The organism is Tepidisphaeraceae bacterium (assembly GCA_035998445.1).
GTDB lineage: Bacteria > Planctomycetota > Phycisphaerae > Tepidisphaerales > Tepidisphaeraceae > DASYHQ01.
On the sequence record DASYHQ010000026.1, the window covers coordinates 197,121 to 217,134 of the forward strand.

Sequence of the window (20,014 nt, forward strand, 5' to 3'; positions counted from 1 at the left end):
AGGCGATTCAATCGTATCTCCGTCATGGCAGACGCGCAGAACCGGAAGGATCGAGGCTCACATGACCCGCGAAACGAAGATCGGCCTGTTGGTTGGGCTGGCGTTCATCATCGTCATTGGCATCCTGTTGTCCGACCACCTCACCAGCACGACCGAGCCCGCCTCGGCACAGCTGAGCCTCGTGGGCCCCAACGGGCGTGAAGGTCTGACGATCATCGGGCGTCCGAGCGTGCCCGTGACCATCGAGCCCCCACCGGCCGTCGAACCGCGCAACCGCGTGGTGACCGTCGAGGAGATGAAGGCCCCGGAGACCATGGACTCGGTCATCCGCCTGGCCCCCAACCCGGTGGCCCCCGGCAACTCGCGAGCCGTCACGATCAACGTCAACGGCGGCGCCACGCCACCCGCACAGACCGACGTGCTGACGCAGCTGGCCCAAAAGCTGCCGGGCGACCTGGAACTGGTGACGCCCCCCGCGGCGCTGGTGACCGAGTCCGTCGCTCCGCAGACCCTGACGGTCGTTGTGCCCCCCGCACCGACGCCCGGTGTGATCGAATACACGGTCAAGGAAGGCGACAGCCTCGGCCGCATCGCCAGCCGGTTGATGGGCAGCAGCAAGAAGGCCAATCAGGACGCGATCATGGCCGCCAACCCGTCGATGAAGGGCGACCCCGACCGCATTATCGTTGGCCGCGTCTACCTCATCCCGACGGGCGCCACAGCCACTGCCACCGTCGCCACCGCGATCGAGCCCACTGCCACGAAGGTGACGAAGAAGACTAAGGCCACCACTGACGGTGGCACCTACTGGTACAACGTGAAGGAAAACGACAACCTCTGGAAGATCGCCGCCGACCAGCTGGGCAACGGCAACGCGTGGACGGCCATCAAGGAACTGAACAAGGACATCCTCAAGGGTGGCGAGACGCTGCACACCAACATGCGGCTCCGCCTCCCCGCCAAGCCCGTGAACAACGCGACGGCGTCGATCCGAGACTAAAAGTACGGATGAATGCGGAAGACTGAAGGATGAAGAAGCCTTCAGCCTTCCGCTTTTCAGCCGTCCCCGTTCCACCTTCCCCCTACCAGCCATGCTCAAACTTCTGATCTGCACCTTCACCACGTTTGCGATCGCCGTCGTCATGCTGCAGTTGCGGCAGGAACGCCGGGAGATCGCTTACCAGTCGAACGCGCTGCACGACAAGATCGAGGCGCAGCAGTCGAAGCTGTGGAACCAACAGCTGCAGATCGCAACCTACACCTCGCCGAACGCGATCAAGCGCACCGTCGGCGACCACGAGCTGCAAATGTCCACCGTCACCCCCGATTAACGCCGCTGCCTGCGCTTCTGCTTTCCGGCGTCACTCTTCTGCAGGGCAGGCATTGCTGCCGGTCTCTCGCCAAGTCCGCCTCTCTCCAGACCTACGTACAGCAACGCCACCAAAAGTCGCAACCGGCAGAATTTTATCGCATTCTGCGAGTAACGGGTCTGTGTTTGTCAGGTATATCAAAGGGTGTGTCATTGGCCGCGCTATGTCGCGGCTGCCCTTCCTGGCGAGACGGAGTTAATCCTGATGCGTAACTTGTTTGCCCGAACGGCGTTGGCCGTATTGTCGATCTGCCTGATGAATGTCGTTCCCGTGCAGGCCGACGAGGTCCTGCCGTTGGTTGAGGTGACCGACCTGGGCGCCGTCGAGCGGTTCACGACCACGCCGCAGGTGACGCTGGTGAAGCGTGACGGTGGCGTGGCGGTGACGGTGGCCCCGGGCGACGAAGGCTACCCGGGCGTGAAGGCGGCGCCGGCCGAGGGGAAGACGTGGGATTTGTCGCAGTTCGGGCGCGTCGAAGCCAAGATCACCAACGTCGGCACCAAGACGGTCAACGTGACGCTGCGCGTTGACGACGACGGCGACTGGAAGACGAACCCGTGGAACGGTGAGAACGTCAGCGTGAAGCCAGGCGAATCGGGCACCGTGAAGGTGATCTTCGGCCACTCGTGGGGGTACAAGCCGGCGCACAAGCTCAACGCGGCGAAGGTCGTCAGCGTGCAGCTGTTCACGGGCAAGGTGAAGGAACCGATCGAGTACCGCATCGACTCGCTCGTGGCCACCGGCCCCGCCGGTGAGAAGCCGCCGGAGAAGGGCCAGGACCCCAGCGCGACGCGCACGAAGCCGACCGACGGTCACATCCTGGGCAACGGGGCTACGCTCGACGCGTCTAAGCAGTTGGCCGTCAAAGGTGGCGCCGCGGCCGAAGCCGTTGATGGGTCGGCGGTTCGGGTGACGTTCCCCGCGGGCAAGAAGGACGCCGTTGCAAGCGTGAAACCCGTGGTGGGCCGGTGGGATCTGACCGATTACCTGCAGGTAAACGTTGAACTGCAGAACGCCGGGCAATCGGCGGTATCGCCGCGCGTGCGGCTGGAAAGCAATAACGGCGCGACGGATTGGTTGAAGCTTGACCCGATCGCGCCCGGCGCCACGGCGCAGGTCGCCGTGCCGTTTGGTGGCAAGGTGTGGGACGGCAACATCGGCAAGGAGAGCGGCAACAAGTTTGCCAGCGACGCCACCAGCGGCGTCGCGTTCGCGCCGCAGGTGGACGGTGGCGCGCAATCGCTCGTCGTGAAGTCGGTGTCGGCCGTGCTGCCGCCCGCCCCGGAACTGCCGTCGTGGGTGAACAATCGCCCGCCGACCGAGGGCGACTGGAAGCTGACGTTTGAGGACACCTTCGACGGCACGCAGATCGACACGAACAAGTGGAACCTGCACACCGAGAACTTCTGGGACAAGCGCACCTACTTCAGCCGTGACAACGTGATCGTGAAGGACGGCCAGGTGCACCTGCGTTACGAGAAGCGCACCGTGCACAAAAACGACAGCGGCACCGGTGACACGCGCGACTACGTCTGCGGCTTCCTGGACGCCTACGGCAAGTGGGCCCAGCGCTACGGCTACTTCGAGGCGCGCGTGAAGCTGCCGACCGCCCCGGGCCTGTGGCCGGCCTTCTGGACCATGCCCGACCGCGGTGCCGACAAGGGCCCGCAATGGGTGCGCGCCAGCACCGAAAAGGGTGGCATGGAACTGGACATCATGGAACACCTGACCCGCTGGGGCCCCTATCGCTACAACGTCGCCCATCACTGGGACGGGTACGGCGATAAGCACAAGTCCAACGGCACCTCGTGGGCCTACTTCCAGCCCGACAAGGACGGCTTCGTGAACGCGGCCGTGCTGTGGCTGCCCGGGTCGACGACCTACTACGCCAACGGTCAGATCATCGGCAAGTGGGAGGACGAGCGCGTCGGCAGCGTGGAGTCGTACCCCATCCTGTACATGGTCAGCGGCGGCTGGGACAACAACCGTCTGGATGACGCACAACTGCCGGCCGACTTCGTCGTCGATTACATACGCGTCTGGCAACGGGCAGACCTGGCCTCCGATGTCGACAGCGCACCGATGACGGGCAAGTAAACGGGGCGGGTTCGGCGACGGCGCGAAAACCGCGCCGTCGCCGATTCGTTTCGCGAGCCCTGGCGCTGCGGCCGCGATTTGCTCTACACGTAGCATGGGCGTGCCGCCAATAACTGTGGCTACGACGAGCGTCGCGATTAGTGGCGAATAGCGCCGACGAAGCGGCAAGCCATTGAGAAACCTTCCGGCCTTATTACAGACATGGGCGAGACGCCCATGCTACGGGCCGAACGGATCAGGACAGGGCTTTGCACTTGAGGAAACCTCGTCATCCTGAGAATGTGTTAGAGAACACGGTCGCGGCTGCCTTGCCGTGGCATGGGCGTCTCGCCCATGCCTGTGGTCTGGAATGAGAAGCTTCATTTATTGGCCGCTGCGCCGACCAAGCCGCTGCAACCAACGCTGTCTTGCGGCCTCACCACACGCATGGGCGAGACGCCCATGCCACGGTCGGAGCGGACGCGGCACTGTTCTTTAAGACCCTCTGAGGTACTCCGAAGGAACTCCCCCGGTATTCGCTTCGAGAAGAATGAGATCCTTCGGCGTACCTCAGGATGACGAAACTTTGGGGGAACAGCGCCGGCCGCCACTTAGTTCTGATCGTTCCACGACCCCGGCATGGTTCGCTGCACGGGCTGCGTGCGCGGATCGTCGTCCTTCACTTCCAGCACGGTACCGGCGTCGATCGCGGGCATGTCGGTGGGCGCGATTGCCTCGCCGTCGCCCAACGGCGTGCGGGTGACGACGCGCACCTTCTCGTGCACCATGCCCGCCTTGTACGCGGCCACGATGATCGACCCGAACACCACCAGGTACACCGCCACCGCGTAGCGTGTGCGAACGTAGACCATCACGCCGCCCAGCAGCGCGAACATGATCGCCAGGCCGTACGCGATCAGCACGGTCTGCTTCACGCTGAAGCCACGGCTGACGAGTTGGTGGTGGAAGTGCTGCTTGTCGGCGCTGAACAGCGGTCGGCCGTTCACCCATCGGCGGATGAAGGCGAGCGCGGTATCCAGCACGGGCAATGCGAACATCACGAGGGTTGCCAGGAACCACTTGGGCCGTTCCTGGGCCATCAGGATGATCATCACCGCGCAGCTGAAGCCCAGAAACATGCTGCCGGTATCGCCCATGAAGATGCTGGCAGGGTTGAAGTTGTACGGCACGAACCCCAGCACCGCCCCCAGCAGCGCCAGGCCAAGCACGATGCGCAGCGCGTCGGAGTTGGTGTTGATGCCCCCGCCGTTCATCGCCAGGTGAACCGCGACGAACAGGAAGCCTGCCGCGATGATCGCCGTCACGCCACCGCAGAGGCCGTCGAGGCCGTCCATGAGATTCGTGGCGTTACAGCAACCGACGACCACCACGATCACGAAGATGCCACTGGTGAGCCAGACGATCCAATCCAGCACGAAGTTGCTTCCGTCGTGCGCAATGCCGGCCGGTATGCTGGGGATGACCTTGTTCAGGAACGGCAGCAGCATCGCGATGATCGGCTTGGCCGCCTCGTGCCCGACGCGCTCGGCCCAGAGGAACAGCGCCGCCAGCAATTGGCCACCGATCTTCACCACCGGTCGCAGACCATGAATGTCGTCCCACAGGCCCAGCATGAGGATCAGGCAGGCGCCGATGACGATGCTGAACTTGATGATCAGGTGCGACGTCGGCCAGCCGGTCGGCACCGCGTGCAGCGTGAGGAACTGGCTGATCGCCAGCCCACCCAGCCACCCGAGAAACACCGCTACGCCGCCCAGGTACGCCACCGGCTCGCTGTGCATCTTGCGCAAACGGTCCGGGCGGTCGACGATGTCGTAATGCACCGCGACCACGCGCATGATCGGCGTGAATAGGAACGCGACGAGGAACGAGATGTAAAAAACGTAAATGTACGGCGACAGCACCGTGTCGGCGGAGAACTGGCTGAATTGTGCGAGCAAAGGCAGCATCCGCGCTCCGTAAACCCAACGTGACACACGATCTGAGTGCCGCCCCAACCGCGAGTGGCAAGATTATACGGCGGCCCACACGCCACGAACAGTCTTATCGTCTGTATCGGTCATATCGAACAGGTGCTTTGGGCGCTAAGTGGGGATTAAACCTGCTCGGTCGCGGTCACGTTGGCCCTCTTTCGTGCTGTTGGCCGTCGGCAAACGGGAGCGTGCGCGGAGTATTTCGTCCGATATTGATGCGCCAAGCCGGCGAGCGGCCCCCTATCGACGCTGCCGTCCAGCGATGCTACCCTCCCCCATCACCTGTCAGACGAACAACACGGAGCGACGCGAACGATGACCTGCCCCCATTGCAGCCAGAAGAACCCCTCGAACGTGCGTTACTGCTCTCGCTGTGGTGGTTCGCTGGTGGGCGAGCCGAAGTTCAACCGCGGATGCTTCATCCCGATGCTGCTCATCCTGAGTGTGCTGGTGATGTCGTGGGGGATGTTCGAACTGGTACGGCACGCGGACTCGATCATCCCCATTCACTGGTTCGCCTCGCCAGACGCCGAGCCGACGCAACCCACCACCGCACCGGCGCAACCGTAGACGCATCGCCGGCAAACCCGGTTGAATGCGCGCGCAAAAAAGAGAGCGAAAGGGGTCGCAGAGGGGGGGACTGCGACGGGGATCTTTCGCTCTCATTCTGCAGGATGACAGCCATCGTCATCCACTTTTTTCTTTATCCAGCCCGATCGGCTGACGATGGGACTATACGCCACCTATGGAGCAAGGCCAATGAATGAAAGTCTTCGTAGGGAAAGTCCGCTGACTCCGTCGCGTTCCACGCCACGCACATCACAGGGCAACCGCCTGCCCGAGCCGCGCGCTGGCGCGGGCGGCGTCCAGCAACTGCATGGTCGTCAGCACGCTTTGCGCCAGCACCGCCGGTTGACCACCGCCCGCAACGGCGGCGGCGAACTGGTCCCAGATCATCGTCTCGGTTAGCCCGGGTCGCGCCGTCGGCAGCGCGCGGCTTTGCCCGCCCTCCGCGGGCGTGAACTGCAGCTGCGCCCAGACGTTCGTATCGAACGCAGGACTGTGCGGCGCCGAGGCGCTGCCGAGCGCGCCGTCGAGGTGCCAGCGGGGCAGTGGGCGAGCCGTGGTGGTGTTGATCTCGACCAGAGCTGCCACGTCGTTGTCGAAGTCGATCGCGACGCGCGCGAAGTCGTCGCAGTCACGGCTCCAGACGTTGGCGCGCAGCTGCGCGAACACGCGCACCGGTCTGGCCGGCAGCAGCAGTTGCCAGAGCTGGTCGACGAAGTGCGAGCCCCAGTCGTACAGCCCCCCACCGCCGAACGCCGCCTCGTTTCGCCAGTTGGGCCGATACTCCTTCGCCGCCGGCCCCACGCACGAGGCGAACTGACCGAGGCGGCTTTCAATGTTGATCAGCTTGCCCAGCACGCCGGAGCTGATCGCATCCTTCACCGTCAGGTAGTCGATGTCCCACCGCCGATTGTGGAAGACGCTTAGCATCAGCCCCCGGCGGTCCGCCTCGACGGCCAGATGCTCGCTTTGCGCGAAATCGACCGCCATCGGCTTCTCGATCATCACGTGCTTGCCCGCAGCGATCGCCCGCATCGCCAGATCGAAGTGCATCGCAGTCGGCACCGCGATCAGCACGGCTTGTACCGTGCTGTCGTTCAACAGTTCGTCCACGTCCGCGGTCGTGCGCAGGCCGCGCGATTCAGCCAGTTCCCGCCGGGCCGGCGTCGCGTCGGCCACGCCGGCAACGCGGGTGGTCTTGCTCGCGCCGATCCAGCCCGCGTGTTCGGCGCCGATCCGTCCGAAACCGATGATGCCAAGGTTGAGCATATCGCTCATGATAGGGAGCGGATGAAGGTACGCGAAGGCGCGAAGAAACGAAGGAAACGCGAAGGGCTGCGAGAAAGAACAGACCGCATGGGGCCTGTGCACTTCACGAAAGGGCCGCGCAGTTCGTCATCCTGAGGTACTCCGAAGGATCTCCCCCGTATTCGTCCGGAACGTATTGATCAACGGACGATGCTCCCCCTCTCCCTCCGGGAGAGGGCAGGGGTGAGGGCCCGAAGATGCGTAACGCTTCCCCTAGGCTTGCGACGCAATTTGCGGCTGGCGATTTCACAATCGGACGCGTTCCGGGCTGCGAAACCGCAAGCGAGAGATGAGAACGGGTGGCCGATTCGCAAGTCGCTCGTATGACGTACCCTCACCCTAGGCACTGTCTGACGGATCGCGCGTGGGCGAGAAGATTGTCATCCCGACCCTAGCGGTAGCGACCCGACCCATCTCCCGATGGCGTGAATCGCTCGTCATTCGAGATCCCTCAGGTCGCCTTAGAGCGTGTTATGCACTTTCCAGCTCAGAAACTGGCTTGGTGCCACGGTTTGGTACGCCAAGCCGTGTCTGCGTGTACCGGCACGGCTTGGAGTACCAAACCGTGGCACCCAGCGTCGTCACGCCTGCGGTACTGACCCCGAAAGTGCCTAACCCTCTCCCGGAGGGTGAGGGAACCAGAAGGAGTTCCCCTTCGCGCTTCCGTCACGCCTTCTTCGCGACCTTGGCCCCAAATTCACGGGCGCGGCGTCGCCAGCGTCCGATCGATCGTGTCGATGTCCTCATCGTGCAGGTGGTGTTCGATCCACTCCGCCGCATCGTGGACGTGGTCGGCGGGCAGGCCGACCTGGTCCTTCAGGTACTGTTCCCACAAATCGTGCGCCCGGCGCAACCGACTGCTGCGGGCGGCGCCGGCGTCGGTCAGGAAGACGTTGCGCATGCTCATCGCCACCCAGCCGCGCTCGATGCCCCGCTTCAGCGCCCGCTGGAACGCGCGCGGCGACACCCGCAGTTCCGCAGCGACCGTTTCCGGTGGCACCGGCACCGCGCCCGACAGGCCGGCGCGGGCGCCGAGCTCGTCGATCGTCTTCAGCACGTTCTCCACCGCGATCGTCCGCTGAAGCCGCACACGGGCGATCACGCGTTGGGCTAAGCCGCGCGGGCCCAGCAGCCAGCTGAGGATAAAGATTGCGAACCCCATCGCGCAGATCGCGCCGGCGGCGCTCGTACCCTGGAACGCGCGCAACGGGCCCAGCGGGCTGCTGATCCAGTATCCCAGCACCGTCGCCAGCAGCGCCTGCCCCGCGGCCAGCAGCAGCATGATCGACATGCGGTCGGTCCATAACCGCGCCGTTGCGCCGGGCATCACCAGCAGCGCAACGGCCAGGATCGCGCCGACCGATTCGAAGCTCGCGACGACCGTGACCGATAGCACGCCCATGAGCGCGTAGTGCACGAGCGCCGCGTTGATGCCAAGGCTGACTGCCAGCCCAGGGTCGAACGTGCAGAGCACCAGCCTGCGGAAGAAGACGATCAGCCCCACCACCACCGCGATCGTCAGTCCGATCATCGGCAGCATCATGGAGAGCGGGTTGTCCGGGTAAATGAAGTGTTCGAGGTTGCCGTACAGCACGCAGCCGACGTCGAGGTCACCGCTGCCGCCGTACAGGTTGACCATCACCACACCGATCGCAAACAGCGTGGTGAAGACGATGCCAAGCGACGCGTCCTCCTTCACCCGGCTGTGCTCCTGCACCGCCTGCACCAACACCGCCGCCACCATGCCGACGGCGCTGGCGCCGATCAAAATCCACGGCGAGTGCAACGACCCGCCCAGCAGAAACCCGATCACCACGCCGGGCAACACCGCGTGCGATAACGCATCGCCGAGCAACGACATCCCGCGCACGACCAGAAAGCACCCAATCAGGCCGAGCGTCACCGACACCATCGCGCCCTGCACGATGATCGGCCAGTAGATCCGCAGTTCGGTCGCGGTCCAGGGGTCGATGAGGCTGTGAAGGATGGAGAACATCGTGACTTTCAATCGGAGGAGATCGTTCTCCGGTTCCCTCTCCCGGTACCCCGGGAGAGGGTTAGGGTGAGGGTGATTTCGAACTGCTGACGGCTCTCGTACGAACGAATCACCCTCACCTAGCCTCTCCCGGAGTACCGGGAGAGGGACCAGACCAAGCTCCTGTTCACTACTACGGAATCACACTCCCATGCGGGTCCTTCGCTGGGTTGTCGAGCATTTCTTCCAATTTCGCCAGCACGTCTCGCGGCAGCACGTGTTCAATGTATTCCGCGTCGGCATGCACATGATCGACCGCCAGTTTCGCCTCCTGCGTCAAGAACAGTTCCCACAACCGATGGTTCCGCACGACCTGCCGTGCGGTGGCCAGGCCGGATTCGGTCAACACGAGCGGATCGGGACTATTCTTGGCGATCCAACCGAAGCTCGCCGCCAGCTTCGCCATTCGGCGGACGTGCGCCGGCGACTCGTGGCGAATCGCGACGATGTCGTCGATGCCGAAGCGCAGGTCGGCCTGGTTCTGGCGGCGTTCCAGGATCAGGTACATCGCGCGCAGCAGGTTCTCGGCCCCGGTGCGCCGCCGCTGCTGCCACACGCGCCGCAGGCGCGGCAGCAGGCCGTGCCGGGGGGATAGCAGGAACGCACCGGCGAACAATGTCGACGCGCCCAGCACCATGAACGACCCCGTCGGCAGCGTCGGCCCGAGCAGACTCAGGATGGCGCCGGCGAACCCCGCAACCGCGCCGAACAGGCCGGCGAGGATCGCCATCTTGTACAGGCGATCGGTCAGCAGGTACGCGGTGGCCGCGGGCGTGATCAGCATCGCGCTCACCAGCACCACGCCGACGGCTTGAATGCTGATGACGATCGCGACGGTCAGCAGCGCCGTCAGCAGGTGTTCGATGAGGCGCACGCGCACCCCGACGCTTTGCGCGAACTGTTCGTCGAAGCTGCTGAGGGCCAGCTTGCGCCAGAAGACGACGACGCACCCGAGCGCGATTGCCGCCACGATCGCCATCAGTTGCACGTCGGCGAGGCTGATGCCGGCGATCTGGCCGAACAGGAACTTCTCCAAGCCCGCCTGTCCGCCCGCCGGCGTCGTTTGAAGCATCTTCATCAGCACGATGCCGATGCCGTAAAACCCGGTGAAGACGACGCCCATGCACTCAGCGATCTTCAGCACCGTCGTCTGCCGCAGCCACCCGATCAACGCCGCCGCCAGCAATCCCGCCACCATCGCCCCAAGCAACATCGCCGGCGTGCTGCGGCCGTGACCGGTGACCATCCACGAGAACCAGAACCCCACCAGCACGCCCGGCAACACCGCGTGCCCGATTGCATCGCCGAGCAAACTTTGGCGGCGCAGCACGATGAACGTACCCAGCACGCCACAGGTGACGCCGAGCAGCAGCGCGCCCCAGACGACGCAATCGGTGCCGGTGATGCGGTTGTCGACGAGTTCCGCGAAGAACGTCGCGAGCTGACGCAGAGCAGTCGAATCGGTCGAGAATTGGGCGGCGAGGATGGTCATAACCGTACGTTCGCGTCTTACCCCTCTCCCGGTACGCCGGGAGAGGCTGGGTGAGGGTGATTCGAACCGCTGACGACTCTCGTTAGAACAAAATCACCCTCACCCTAACCCTCTCCCGGAGTACCGGGAGAGGGAATCAGAGTTCTACTTCCCCGTCGGCCCGTCTCCCACTTCCACTTCTTTATGCGGCCGGCGCGGTGGGCCGATGCCGCGCTCGGCTCTGGCGACGGCCTCGGCGACGTCGGCGAGGATCGTCAGGCGCCCGCCGAAGGTTTTTTGCAGCAGTTCGGGCGTGAAGACGTCGGCGATCGGGCCGAAGGCGACCAGGCGCATGTTCAGCAAGATCAGCATGTCGAAGTACTGCTGGGCGGTCTGCAGATCGTGGTTAACCACCAACACGGTCTTGCCCGCGGCGCGCAGGTCCTGCAGCAGTTTGACGATCGCCGACTCCGTCGCGGCGTCAACGCCGGCGAACGGTTCGTCCATCAAATAGATGTCGCTGTCCTGCACGAGCGCGCGGGCGAGGAAGACGCGCTGCTGTTGCCCGCCGGACAGGTTGCTGATCTGCCGCGTCGCGAACGGCAGCATCCCGACCTTGTCCAGCGCCTGCCGTGCGCGGTCCTTGTCGGTCTTGCCGATGCGCCTGAACCAGGGCACCGTGCCGTACCGGCCCATCAATACCACGTCGAGCACGGTCACCGGGAACGTCCAGTCGACGCTCTCCCGCTGCGGCACGTACGCGACGCGATGGCGCATCGCGCCGATCGGCTGGCCCATCACCTGCACCCACCCGCTGCTCGTCGGCAGCAGCCCCATGATCGCCTTGATCAACGTGCTCTTGCCCGCCCCGTTGGGCCCGATGATGCCCACCAGGTTTCCCTGCGGCACCGCCAGGTCGACGTTCCACAGCACGGGCCGGCGGTGATAGCTGACCGTGAGGTCGTGTACCTCAAGGGCAGGGGTGTCAGAATTTGCGATTTGCGATTTGCGATTTGCGATTGCCGGGGCCGCAGTGTGCAAAGTGTCAGCCATGTTGGAATCTCTCTGTTCAATCGCAAATCGCAAAATGCAAATCGGCAATCACCGCGTCAGCGCCTTCACGATCGTCTCAACGTTGTACCGCATCATGCCTTCGTACGTATCCACCGCATGTCCCGCGTGTTGCCCCGGGCTGCCCAAGGCGTCGCTATACAGCTCTCCACCAATCGTGACGTTCCAACCTTTCGCACGGCAGTCGTCGCGCACGCGTTCGATCGTCTTCGGGCTGACGCTGCTCTCGACGAAGATCGACGGCACCTTCTTCTTCATGATGAAGTCGACGGCGTTGTTGATGTTCGCCAGGCCCGCCTCGGTTTCGGTGCTGATGCCCTGCAGGCCGAAGACCTGCACATCGTAGGCGCGGCCGAAGTAGTTGTAGGCATCGTGGCTCGTCACCAGTACCCGCTGCTCTTTTGGCAACGGTGCGAACGTGGCGAGGTTGTCGGCGTGCAGCTTGCGCAGCGATTCGACCACCGCATCGCCCCGCGCCGCGAAGTCGGCGGCCTTGTCGGGATAGTTGCTCGCCAACGACGCGGCGACGGTGCGGGCGGCGTGCTCCCACAGTTGCGGGTCGAACCAGACGTGCGGGTCGTGCGAGCCGGCGTCGCCGATCAACCGCTCGTGCGGCATGTCCTTCGTCACCGCGACCGCCCGCTCACCACCACGCTCGAGCATCTCGACCATCGTGCCTTCGAGGTGCAGGCCGTTGTAGAAGACGAGGTCCGCCCGCTTCAGGTCGGCCACGTCGACCGGCGAAGGCTTGAACGTGTGCGGATCAAGGCCAGGGCCGATCATCACCTTCAGTTGCACGGCGTCGCCCCCAATCGCGCGCACGAGGTCGCCGATCATCGTGGTCGTCGCAACCACCTTGGGGGCCTCGGTTCGGTCAGACGTCGACGCGGCCCCGCAGCCCACCAGCAAAGCCAGAAACACCAGAGACCACATTTTCATAATTCAACCTCTTAATTTTGACTAATCAAAATAGCGTGCTCATACTAGGCGAACTACAATGGCAGGTCAACTGTGGCGAAATCGCGGGGTGGGTTAAGTCAACGGTGAAGCCCCGCGAGAAAACAGGCGAAAATTGGAAAAATGGCCAGTGTTACCGTCGAAAATTACCTGAAACACCTCTACGTGCAGCAGCAGCACGCAGTTGCAGGTGCGCTCGTGCCGATGGGTAAGCTGGCGGCCGCGATGGGCGTGGTGCCGGGGACCGCCACCACGATGGTGAAGGCGCTGGCCGATTCCGGGCTGGTGCAGTACGAGCCGCGCGAGGGTGTGCGGCTGACCCATCCAGGCGAGCAGTTGGCGCTGCACGTCCTAAGGCGGCACCGGCTGGTCGAACTCTTCCTCGTAAAGGTGCTCGGGCTCGATTGGAGCCACGTCCACGCCGAGGCGGAAGAGCTGGAACACGCGATCAGCGACCGGGTGCTGGAACGCATCGACGCCCTGCTCGGCCACCCGCAGACCGACCCGCACGGCGACCCGATCCCCACCGCCAGTGGTGAGGTCGCCTCCCCCACCCTCGCCAGCCTCGCCGACGCCGCGGTGGGCAAACCGCTGCGCATCGCGCGGGTCATTGATCAGGATCCCGCGTTTCTGCAGTTCGTCCACCGTTGCGGCCTAACGCCCGGCGTCGCGGTGGTGGTTGAGCGGAAGGAGGCCGTGTCGGATTCGATCGTGGTCAAGCCCAAAGGCACGGCCGCCGTCACGCTCGGCACCGGCGCGGCGGCGAAGATCCTGGTGAAGGTATAGGCGCGCTGAGGGACGGTTGATTCACCAAACTCCTCGAGTCGCGCCAGCTGTCATCCCGATGGGAGGCTTGCCGACCTGAGGGATCTCCCAAGGCCGAGAACCGTCCGTAGCTCGAGATCCCTCAGGTCGCCAGGGCTCCCATCGGGATGACAACTGCGCGCGAGGCGACAGGGTTTTGTGCGCTAACCTTTAGGCTCCGCTTGGGATGCCAGTCCTGGAAGTCGTGGTGGACCTGACAGTCGGAAACTGCTTCACATTCCCCCACTTCGCCCGCTCCCCTCTGTCAACCTTCGCATTATCATCCCCGCTCCACCTCAACCACAGGAGCAGGATCATGTCCATCAACTATCGTCAACTCGGTCGCAGCGGTCTGAAGGTTAGCCCGCTTTGCCTTGGCACCATGAACTTCGGCCCGCAGACCAGCGAGCCCGACAGCTTCGCGATTATGGATAAGTCGCTCGAGATCGGCATCAACTTCTTCGACACCGCCGACGTGTACGGCTGGAAGAAAGGGGAAGGCGTCACCGAGAGCATCCTCGGCCGATGGTTTGCCCAAGGTGAGGGCCGGCGCGATCGCGTGGTGCTGGCGACGAAGGTGTTCGGCGACATGGACCTGCCCGGCACGCCCGACCCCAACTTCGCGCGCGGCCTGAGTGCCCGCAAGATCATCATGGCGTGCGAGCGCAGCCTGAAGCGCATGCAGACGGACTGGATCGACCTCTACCAGATGCACCACGTCGATCGGCAGACCCCATTCGAGGAAATCTGGCAGGCCTTCGAGGTGCTGGTGAAGCAGGGCAAGGTCGTCTACGTCGGCAGCAGCAACTTCGCCGGCTGGGACATCGCCACTGCCCAGTGGAGCGCGAAGGAGAAGAACTTCATCGGGCTGGTCGCTGAGCAAAGCGTCTACAACCTGGACAACCGCACGGTGGAACTGGAAGTCGTCCCCGCCTGCCGACACTACGGTTTGGGCATCATCCCGTGGAGCCCGCTGGCGGGTGGCTTGCTGGGCGGCGCGCTGAAGAAGCAGCAGAGCGGTCGCCGTAGTGGTGAAGGGTTTGAGAAGCGCGTCGAATCGAAGCGGACGCAGCTGGAAGCGTTCGAAGGGCTGTGTCAGGAAATCGGTGAATCACCAGCCGACGTCGCTTTGGCGTGGTTGCTCAGCAATCCTGTCGTGACCGCTCCGATCATCGGACCTCGAACCATGGAACAATTGACGGGTTCGCTACGGGCGACCGAGATCAAATTGTCGCCAGAGACGATGGCATCGTTGGATAAGATCTTCCCAGGTCCAGGTGGAGAAGCGCCGAAGCCGTACGCGTGGTAAGTCTTGTTGAGGGGACTCGATGTAGACCCTAAGGGGCTTGCCACTTCAGTGGCACGCTCCCCTGTCCTTCTCACAAACGCAAACGACGCCCCTGGAACTTTAGTTCCACGGGCGTCGCTTATTCTCGGTCTCTAGCGTGGGCGCCAGAGCGTGCCACTGAAGTGGCAAGCCCCTTGTAAGACTCCATGCGAGCGACTAGTTCATCTTCGCGGGCTCGAAGCCGGTGCAACCGCTGACGGGCGTCACCATCAGGTGAAGCGACACGTGCTGCGGATGACCGCACTCCTCAACCATGTCCGGCGGAGCCTGGTGCTTCGTGCGGATCTGCACGAGATTGGGCTCGTTGTTATGACCTTCGCCAAAGTGAGTGCAAAGACCGCATTGACCATCGTGAATTGCGAGCATGATAATCTCCTTTTGTTGAACCACTCTCGTATCCCCACTATCGCAACTCATGGGCCACCACTGCAAGAAAAAAGCCGGATGAGAATCAGATTCAACTACTTGATTTACATGGGTTTACGAGATTGTGTCTCAGCGGGCATGCAATTGTGACTCGGTCTCTATAAAGGCAATATATTAAGGGCGATGGACGGGCAGTTCTGAACGCGTTTGGAGTGGCCGAAAGGTGTTCGCAGTGGGAACGGGCCCCCTCCCAACCTCCCCCGGAGTACCGGGAGAGGGGCAGGAGCGTGCTCGCGACTCTAAACGCATCCTTAGGATGAAGAACGGCAGGACTCGTCAATTCAACGACGGATCGTCCGGCAGGTCTTCCGGTGTGGCCTTCAGTTCGGCCGTCAGGATCGTCACCCACTTCTGCCACTGGCGCGGCCCCGGGTCGAACACCTGCTTCGGCGTCACGGGCGCTTGCAGCCAAGAGCCGATCTCAATCTCCCCTTCGAGCTGTTCCGAGCTCCAGCCCGCATAGCCGGCGAAGAAGCGTCTGGCGGACCGGTCCTCGTCGCGCAGCAGGGCCTCCACATCGTCCCGGTCTGCGGTGAAGTGGACGCCGGGGGCGATCTCGATCTGCGAGCGGTTCGGGTCGTCGTGGACGACCACTAACGGTCCCTCGCACGGCCCACCGCCGTGCAGCGTGCCGGTGACCTCGATCGACTCGTCGTCCATCGCCTGCCGCACGACCTGCTGCAGCGAAACCTCCAGTGGCCGGTTGACGATCAGCCCTAAGGCGCCGTTCTCGTCGTGCGACACCATCAGGATCACCGCCCGCGCGAAGTTCGGGTCCAGCAACTGGGGTGAGGCGATCAGCAGCTTGCCTGTAAGCGACGACATGACCGGGTTCCCAAAAGCAATCCCTACGCCGCCTGTGGCAACACGTACCACAGGATCATCAGAAAATGGCAGACGCTGCCGGCGATCACGAACAGATGCCAGATCGCGTGGTTGAACGGTAACCTCTCCCACAGGAAGAAGATCACCCCACCACTGTAGGCCAAGCCCCCCGCCAGCAACCACGCCCAACCACCGGCCGGCATGACCGCGAGCATCGGCTTCACCGCCACCACGAGCATCCAGCCCATCGCCAGGTACATCATGGTCGACAGCAGGCGGAACCGTTCGACGAAGAACAGCTTCAGCACCACACCGATGGCCGCAGTGATCCAGATGATCGCAAAGAGCGTCCAGCCCCAGCTGCCATACAACGTGATCAACAGCACCGGCGTGTACGTGCCCGCGATGAGCAGGTAAATCGACGCGTGGTCCAAGATGAGCGCCCGATACTTCCACCGCCCGATCGGCAGCGCATGGTAGAGCGTGCTGGCCAGATACGTCAGCACGAGACACCCGCCGAACACGCTCAGCGTCACCACGCGCACGGTGTCCCCGGTGGCTTTGGCGAGCATCACCAGCACCACCAGCCCCGCGATGGCCAGCAGCGTGCCGATGCCATGCGTGATGGTGTTGACGATCTCCTCAAGTCTGGTTTCCAGATGCTTGGTCAATCCGTCCTTTGGCAAGGGCACCTTCGAGGCATTGCGCGGCCCCTCAACCTTAGCAGTCGTTCCGGAGTGAGTCACGCCGTGGCCACCACGGCTTCCCTTAGCTCGCGAAAGACCACCGCGAGGCTCGCCGGCGTGTAGTGTGCGTTCAGCCCGCTGGGGTTCGGCAACACCCAGATCAGAGCATCGCCGATGCGCTCCTCCTGTCGGCCCAGCGTCGCCTTCGGACGATCGAACGCAGACCGATAGGCCCCGATGCCCAGGAACGCCACGACGCGCGGCTTGTACTTCTTCACCTTCCGCGCCAGCGCCTTCCCGCCGGCGATCAGCTCATCCTTCGACAGTTCATCCGCGGTCGCGGTGGTGCGCATGACGACGTTGGTAATGCCGTACCCCATCTTCAGCAACTCCGCCTTCTCCGCGGGCAACAGCAACCGTTCGGTAAACCCACCGGCGTACAGCGCTGGCCAGAACCGGTTGCCCGGTTTTGCAAAGTGATGCCCCGTTGCGCCGGAGTACAGGCCGGGGTTGATCCCGCAGAACAGGATTTTCAGGTTCGGCGCGATCAGGTCCGCGATGGACTTGCCGTTGGCGGCAACAAGGTCGGCGCGGGTGGGCCTGTAAGGGGTTGATTTCATTCTGCTAGCCTGTTCCTCATCGATTCTGCGCGTTGCTCCGATTGCCGATTCCTTTTCACAATTGCTTCCGCCCGCTCGAAGACGCAACAGTTTCCCGGTACGCTGGTAGACCTTGTAAGCAATCGAGTCTCACTTCACCCCAAGGAAATCGGCAGATGACCAATCCAGTGTATGCCCGGCAGGACGTCGAAGCGAAGCAGGTCGTCGAGGACTGGGGCAGCCTGCGCTGGCTGGCCAACGGGTCGGTCGGCAACGTGCAGGGGCTGACGCTCGGACGGGTCGTCATCAAGAAGGGCAAGTCCAACCCACGGCACGCGCACCCTGGCGCCGAAGAGGTCCTGTACCTGCTCAGCGGACAGCTCCGCCACACGATTGGCGATCAGTCCGTCATGCTGAACCCCGGCGACACCGTCGCGATTCCCGATGGCGTCTTTCACAACGCGTACAGCATTGGTGACGAGGACGCCGACATGATCGTCGCCTACTCCACCGGTCGGCGGTCGTTCGTGCTGGAAGACAAGGCGAGCGCCGTCCACGAGAGCGGTGGTGGCTTCACCATCCACGACCTCACGATCAGTCCCTGCTGCAACCAGAACATGGAGCTGGAACCCGTGCTGGCCGAGTACGCGAAGATCGGCTTCAAAAACTTTGAGGTCTTCACCACCTGGGCCAAGAGCGCGGTCGACATCAACCGCGACCCGGCCGAATACCTGCAGCTGGCAGCAAAGTACGGCATGCGGTTCACGTCGTTCCACCTGCCGGCGATCGCCGACGACTTTGATGCATCGCTCGAGCGCGCGATCAGCGCGATGAAGTTCGCCAAGGCCCTTGGCTGCGAGGTCGCGATCTACAAGGGTAACAGCCGCGACCTGATGATCCGCGGCGCCAAGCCATTCCTGGACGCCACCGAAAGCCTCGGCGTGACGCCCGTGCTGCAGAACCACGTCGGCACGCCGATCACCACGCTCGACGACTACGCCGCCGTCATCAAGGGCATCAACGATTCGCGCATGAAGTCGCTGCTGGAGGTGGGCATGTTCCACGCGGTGGGCACTTCGTGGAAGCAGGGGTACGACCTGCTGGGTGACAGCATCGCGCTCGTACACATCAAGGACATGGTCGGCGCGCAGCCTGTGCCGTTCGGCACCGGTGAGGTCGATTTGCCCGGCCTGCTTAAGCACCTGCGTGCCGTGCACTACGGCGGGCGCATCGTGATCGAGATGGACAAGCGGCCCGACCCGGAAAACACGCTGCGTTACCTGACCGATTCCATCAACTACTTCCGAGACACCTGTGGAGTGAGCATCCCATGAGCGATCCCCGACTTTGCATCGTTGGCGCCGGCAACCTGTCGACCAACCGCATCTACCCCTACATCGGCACCGCCGGCGCGCAGCTCGTGGGCGTGTGTGACTTCGATGCCGAAAAGGCGCAGCGCAACGCCCGTCGCTGGGGTGGCGAGGTCTTCAGCGACATGGCGAAGATGCTGACGGCCACTAAGCCCGATGGCGTGATCATCTGCGTCGGCCCCGAGGCGCACGCGGCGCTGTCGCGCGTCGCGATGAACATGGGCGTGCCCGTCTACACCGAAAAGCCCCCCGCCCCCACCGCGGCCGAAGCGCTGGAGCTGGCGCGCCTGTCGAAGCAGACCGGCGTGCTCTGCACCAACGCATTCAAGAAACGCTACAACGTCGCCTACAATCGCGCCAAACAGTGGATGGCCGGCTTCCCCCCAACCGATCTGTCGTCGATCTCGATCGACAACTGCTCGGCCAAGTTCAAGAACGACGGCTCGCTGCGCGGGAGCTTCCTGTTCGACTTCGGCGTTCACTCGATGGACCTCATCACCTACCTGGGTGGCGACATCGAGCAGGTCTTCGCGTTCAGCAAGGGCCTTGACGCTTACGCGATCGCGATCCGCTTCGCCAGCGGCGCCGTGGGCACGCTGACGATCAACGACTTCCGCACCTATAACCTGCCCACCGAGGAGGTCGAGATCACGCTGACCGATGGCAACTTCATGACGATCCACAACTCGTCGGTCTACCGCATCTCCGAAAAGGGCAAGGGCGCCGAGTGGCGCGAGCCCCCCACCTTCATCAGCGCCGGCGACAGCGGCAACGACACCGGCCATTTGGCCGAGATCGTCGACTTCGTGAAGGCGATCGGCGAGAAGCGCACGACGCGCTCGAACATCTACGAGAGCTACAAGAGCCTGATGCTGTACGAGGCCATCGTGCGCGCCGTTGAGACGGGGCAGGCGCAACGGATGGTTTACGAGACGATCTAAGGCGATCGGGTGACGGCTACTGTGGGGCAGGATGAAATCAGAAACCCTAAGTCCCAATGTCAGACAAACGACCAGTCACCAAATCCCAATCGGAATGGTGCGCCCCACACGAATCGTCATCCTGAGGTACCCCGAAGGATCTCCCCCCGTATTCGCTTCGGGAAGG

18 protein-coding genes are annotated in these 20,014 nt (G+C 63.4%); 8 read left to right on the forward strand and 10 right to left on the reverse strand.

Annotated elements, in window-relative coordinates; all coding sequences use genetic code 11:
- Positions 1-61: 61 nt before the first annotated feature.
- The 3 genes from VGN72_11740 to VGN72_11750 all read left to right on the forward strand — a co-directional run bounded on the left by VGN72_11740 (position 62) and on the right by VGN72_11750 (position 3,467).
- Complete coding sequence (locus VGN72_11740) at positions 62-1,000, forward strand: LysM peptidoglycan-binding domain-containing protein (GenBank protein HEV7300029.1); 939 nt, start codon at positions 62-64, stop codon at positions 998-1,000.
- A 91-nt stretch (positions 1,001-1,091) separates the two neighbouring features.
- Positions 1,092-1,331 (forward strand): hypothetical protein, encoded by a 240-nt coding sequence (locus tag VGN72_11745; protein HEV7300030.1) that lies wholly within the window; start codon positions 1,092-1,094, stop codon positions 1,329-1,331.
- A 243-nt stretch (positions 1,332-1,574) separates the two neighbouring features.
- Positions 1,575-3,467: a glycoside hydrolase family 16 protein gene (locus tag VGN72_11750; GenBank protein ID HEV7300031.1), complete on the forward strand. Its 1,893-nt coding sequence runs from the start codon at positions 1,575-1,577 to the stop codon at positions 3,465-3,467.
- A gap of 590 nt (positions 3,468-4,057) precedes the next feature.
- Here the strand turns inward: VGN72_11750 and VGN72_11755 are convergent.
- Positions 4,058-5,416: an MraY family glycosyltransferase gene (locus tag VGN72_11755; protein HEV7300032.1), complete on the reverse strand. Its 1,359-nt coding sequence runs from the start codon at positions 5,414-5,416 to the stop codon at positions 4,058-4,060.
- Between the two features lie 339 nt (positions 5,417-5,755).
- On the opposite strand from VGN72_11755, the gene VGN72_11760 reads away from it, so the two are divergent.
- A complete protein-coding gene (locus tag VGN72_11760; protein HEV7300033.1) occupies positions 5,756-6,010 on the forward strand; it encodes a hypothetical protein in 255 nt (84 codons plus the stop codon).
- 249 nt (positions 6,011-6,259) lie between these two features.
- Here the strand turns inward: VGN72_11760 and VGN72_11765 are convergent, their stop codons facing one another.
- The 5 genes from VGN72_11765 to VGN72_11785 form a co-directional block, all read right to left on the reverse strand.
- Positions 6,260-7,285, reverse strand: coding sequence for a Gfo/Idh/MocA family oxidoreductase (locus tag VGN72_11765; GenBank protein HEV7300034.1), 1,026 nt, complete (start codon positions 7,283-7,285; stop codon positions 6,260-6,262).
- Positions 7,286-8,012: 727 nt separating this feature from the next.
- Complete coding sequence (locus VGN72_11770) at positions 8,013-9,311, reverse strand: metal ABC transporter permease (protein ID HEV7300035.1); 1,299 nt, start codon at positions 9,309-9,311, stop codon at positions 8,013-8,015.
- A 172-nt stretch (positions 9,312-9,483) separates the two neighbouring features.
- Positions 9,484-10,842, reverse strand: coding sequence for an iron chelate uptake ABC transporter family permease subunit (locus VGN72_11775; GenBank protein ID HEV7300036.1), 1,359 nt, complete (start codon positions 10,840-10,842; stop codon positions 9,484-9,486).
- A gap of 144 nt (positions 10,843-10,986) precedes the next feature.
- A complete protein-coding gene (locus VGN72_11780; protein ID HEV7300037.1) occupies positions 10,987-11,874 on the reverse strand; it encodes a metal ABC transporter ATP-binding protein in 888 nt (295 codons plus the stop codon).
- A gap of 48 nt (positions 11,875-11,922) precedes the next feature.
- Positions 11,923-12,831, reverse strand: coding sequence for a zinc ABC transporter substrate-binding protein (locus tag VGN72_11785; GenBank protein HEV7300038.1), 909 nt, complete (start codon positions 12,829-12,831; stop codon positions 11,923-11,925).
- Between the two features lie 141 nt (positions 12,832-12,972).
- Between VGN72_11785 and VGN72_11790 the strand changes: the two genes are divergently transcribed.
- Positions 12,973-13,635, forward strand: coding sequence for a metal-dependent transcriptional regulator (locus VGN72_11790; GenBank protein ID HEV7300039.1), 663 nt, complete (start codon positions 12,973-12,975; stop codon positions 13,633-13,635).
- A 334-nt stretch (positions 13,636-13,969) separates the two neighbouring features.
- Positions 13,970-14,962, forward strand: a complete 993-nt coding sequence (locus VGN72_11795; protein HEV7300040.1) for an aldo/keto reductase — start codon at positions 13,970-13,972, stop codon at positions 14,960-14,962.
- A gap of 195 nt (positions 14,963-15,157) precedes the next feature.
- Here the strand turns inward: VGN72_11795 and VGN72_11800 are convergent, their stop codons facing one another.
- From VGN72_11800 to mug, 4 genes are all read right to left on the reverse strand, one after another.
- Positions 15,158-15,367 (reverse strand): hypothetical protein, encoded by a 210-nt coding sequence (locus VGN72_11800; GenBank protein HEV7300041.1) that lies wholly within the window; start codon positions 15,365-15,367, stop codon positions 15,158-15,160.
- Positions 15,368-15,703: 336 nt separating this feature from the next.
- On the reverse strand, positions 15,704-16,252 hold the full coding sequence (locus VGN72_11805) for a YqgE/AlgH family protein (protein HEV7300042.1): 549 nt from the start codon (positions 16,250-16,252) through the stop codon (positions 15,704-15,706).
- A 23-nt stretch (positions 16,253-16,275) separates the two neighbouring features.
- Positions 16,276-16,938, reverse strand: a complete 663-nt coding sequence (locus tag VGN72_11810; protein ID HEV7300043.1) for a hemolysin III family protein — start codon at positions 16,936-16,938, stop codon at positions 16,276-16,278.
- A 56-nt stretch (positions 16,939-16,994) separates the two neighbouring features.
- On the reverse strand, positions 16,995-17,558 hold the full coding sequence (gene mug, locus VGN72_11815) for a G/U mismatch-specific DNA glycosylase (protein ID HEV7300044.1): 564 nt from the start codon (positions 17,556-17,558) through the stop codon (positions 16,995-16,997).
- Positions 17,559-17,713: 155 nt separating this feature from the next.
- Here mug and VGN72_11820 point away from each other — a divergent pair, with 155 nt between their 5' ends.
- Positions 17,714-18,871 (forward strand): TIM barrel protein, encoded by a 1,158-nt coding sequence (locus VGN72_11820; protein HEV7300045.1) that lies wholly within the window; start codon positions 17,714-17,716, stop codon positions 18,869-18,871.
- Positions 18,868-19,848 (forward strand): Gfo/Idh/MocA family oxidoreductase, encoded by a 981-nt coding sequence (locus VGN72_11825; GenBank protein ID HEV7300046.1) that lies wholly within the window; start codon positions 18,868-18,870, stop codon positions 19,846-19,848. Before VGN72_11820 ends, VGN72_11825 begins: the two co-directional genes overlap by 4 nt.
- Positions 19,849-20,014: the final 166 nt, after the last annotated feature.

Coding starts and splice junctions, on each gene's coding strand:
- VGN72_11775 (HEV7300036.1), bottom strand. CDS start 10,842: ATGACCATCCTCGCCGCCCAATTCTCGACCGATTCGACTGCTCTGCGT.
- VGN72_11780 (HEV7300037.1), bottom strand. CDS start 11,874: ATGGCTGACACTTTGCACACTGCGGCCCCGGCAATCGCAAATCGCAAA.
- VGN72_11805 (HEV7300042.1), bottom strand. CDS start 16,252: ATGTCGTCGCTTACAGGCAAGCTGCTGATCGCCTCACCCCAGTTGCTG.
- VGN72_11820 (HEV7300045.1), top strand. CDS start 17,714: ATGACCAATCCAGTGTATGCCCGGCAGGACGTCGAAGCGAAGCAGGTC.
- VGN72_11755 (HEV7300032.1), bottom strand. CDS start 5,416: ATGCTGCCTTTGCTCGCACAATTCAGCCAGTTCTCCGCCGACACGGTG.
- VGN72_11825 (HEV7300046.1), top strand. CDS start 18,868: ATGAGCGATCCCCGACTTTGCATCGTTGGCGCCGGCAACCTGTCGACC.
- VGN72_11760 (HEV7300033.1), top strand. CDS start 5,756: ATGACCTGCCCCCATTGCAGCCAGAAGAACCCCTCGAACGTGCGTTAC.
- VGN72_11745 (HEV7300030.1), top strand. CDS start 1,092: ATGCTCAAACTTCTGATCTGCACCTTCACCACGTTTGCGATCGCCGTC.
- VGN72_11785 (HEV7300038.1), bottom strand. CDS start 12,831: ATGAAAATGTGGTCTCTGGTGTTTCTGGCTTTGCTGGTGGGCTGCGGG.
- VGN72_11795 (HEV7300040.1), top strand. CDS start 13,970: ATGTCCATCAACTATCGTCAACTCGGTCGCAGCGGTCTGAAGGTTAGC.
- VGN72_11740 (HEV7300029.1), top strand. CDS start 62: ATGACCCGCGAAACGAAGATCGGCCTGTTGGTTGGGCTGGCGTTCATC.
- VGN72_11790 (HEV7300039.1), top strand. CDS start 12,973: ATGGCCAGTGTTACCGTCGAAAATTACCTGAAACACCTCTACGTGCAG.
- mug (HEV7300044.1), bottom strand. CDS start 17,558: ATGAAATCAACCCCTTACAGGCCCACCCGCGCCGACCTTGTTGCCGCC.
- VGN72_11765 (HEV7300034.1), bottom strand. CDS start 7,285: ATGAGCGATATGCTCAACCTTGGCATCATCGGTTTCGGACGGATCGGC.
- VGN72_11750 (HEV7300031.1), top strand. CDS start 1,575: ATGCGTAACTTGTTTGCCCGAACGGCGTTGGCCGTATTGTCGATCTGC.
- VGN72_11770 (HEV7300035.1), bottom strand. CDS start 9,311: ATGTTCTCCATCCTTCACAGCCTCATCGACCCCTGGACCGCGACCGAA.
- VGN72_11800 (HEV7300041.1), bottom strand. CDS start 15,367: ATGCTCGCAATTCACGATGGTCAATGCGGTCTTTGCACTCACTTTGGC.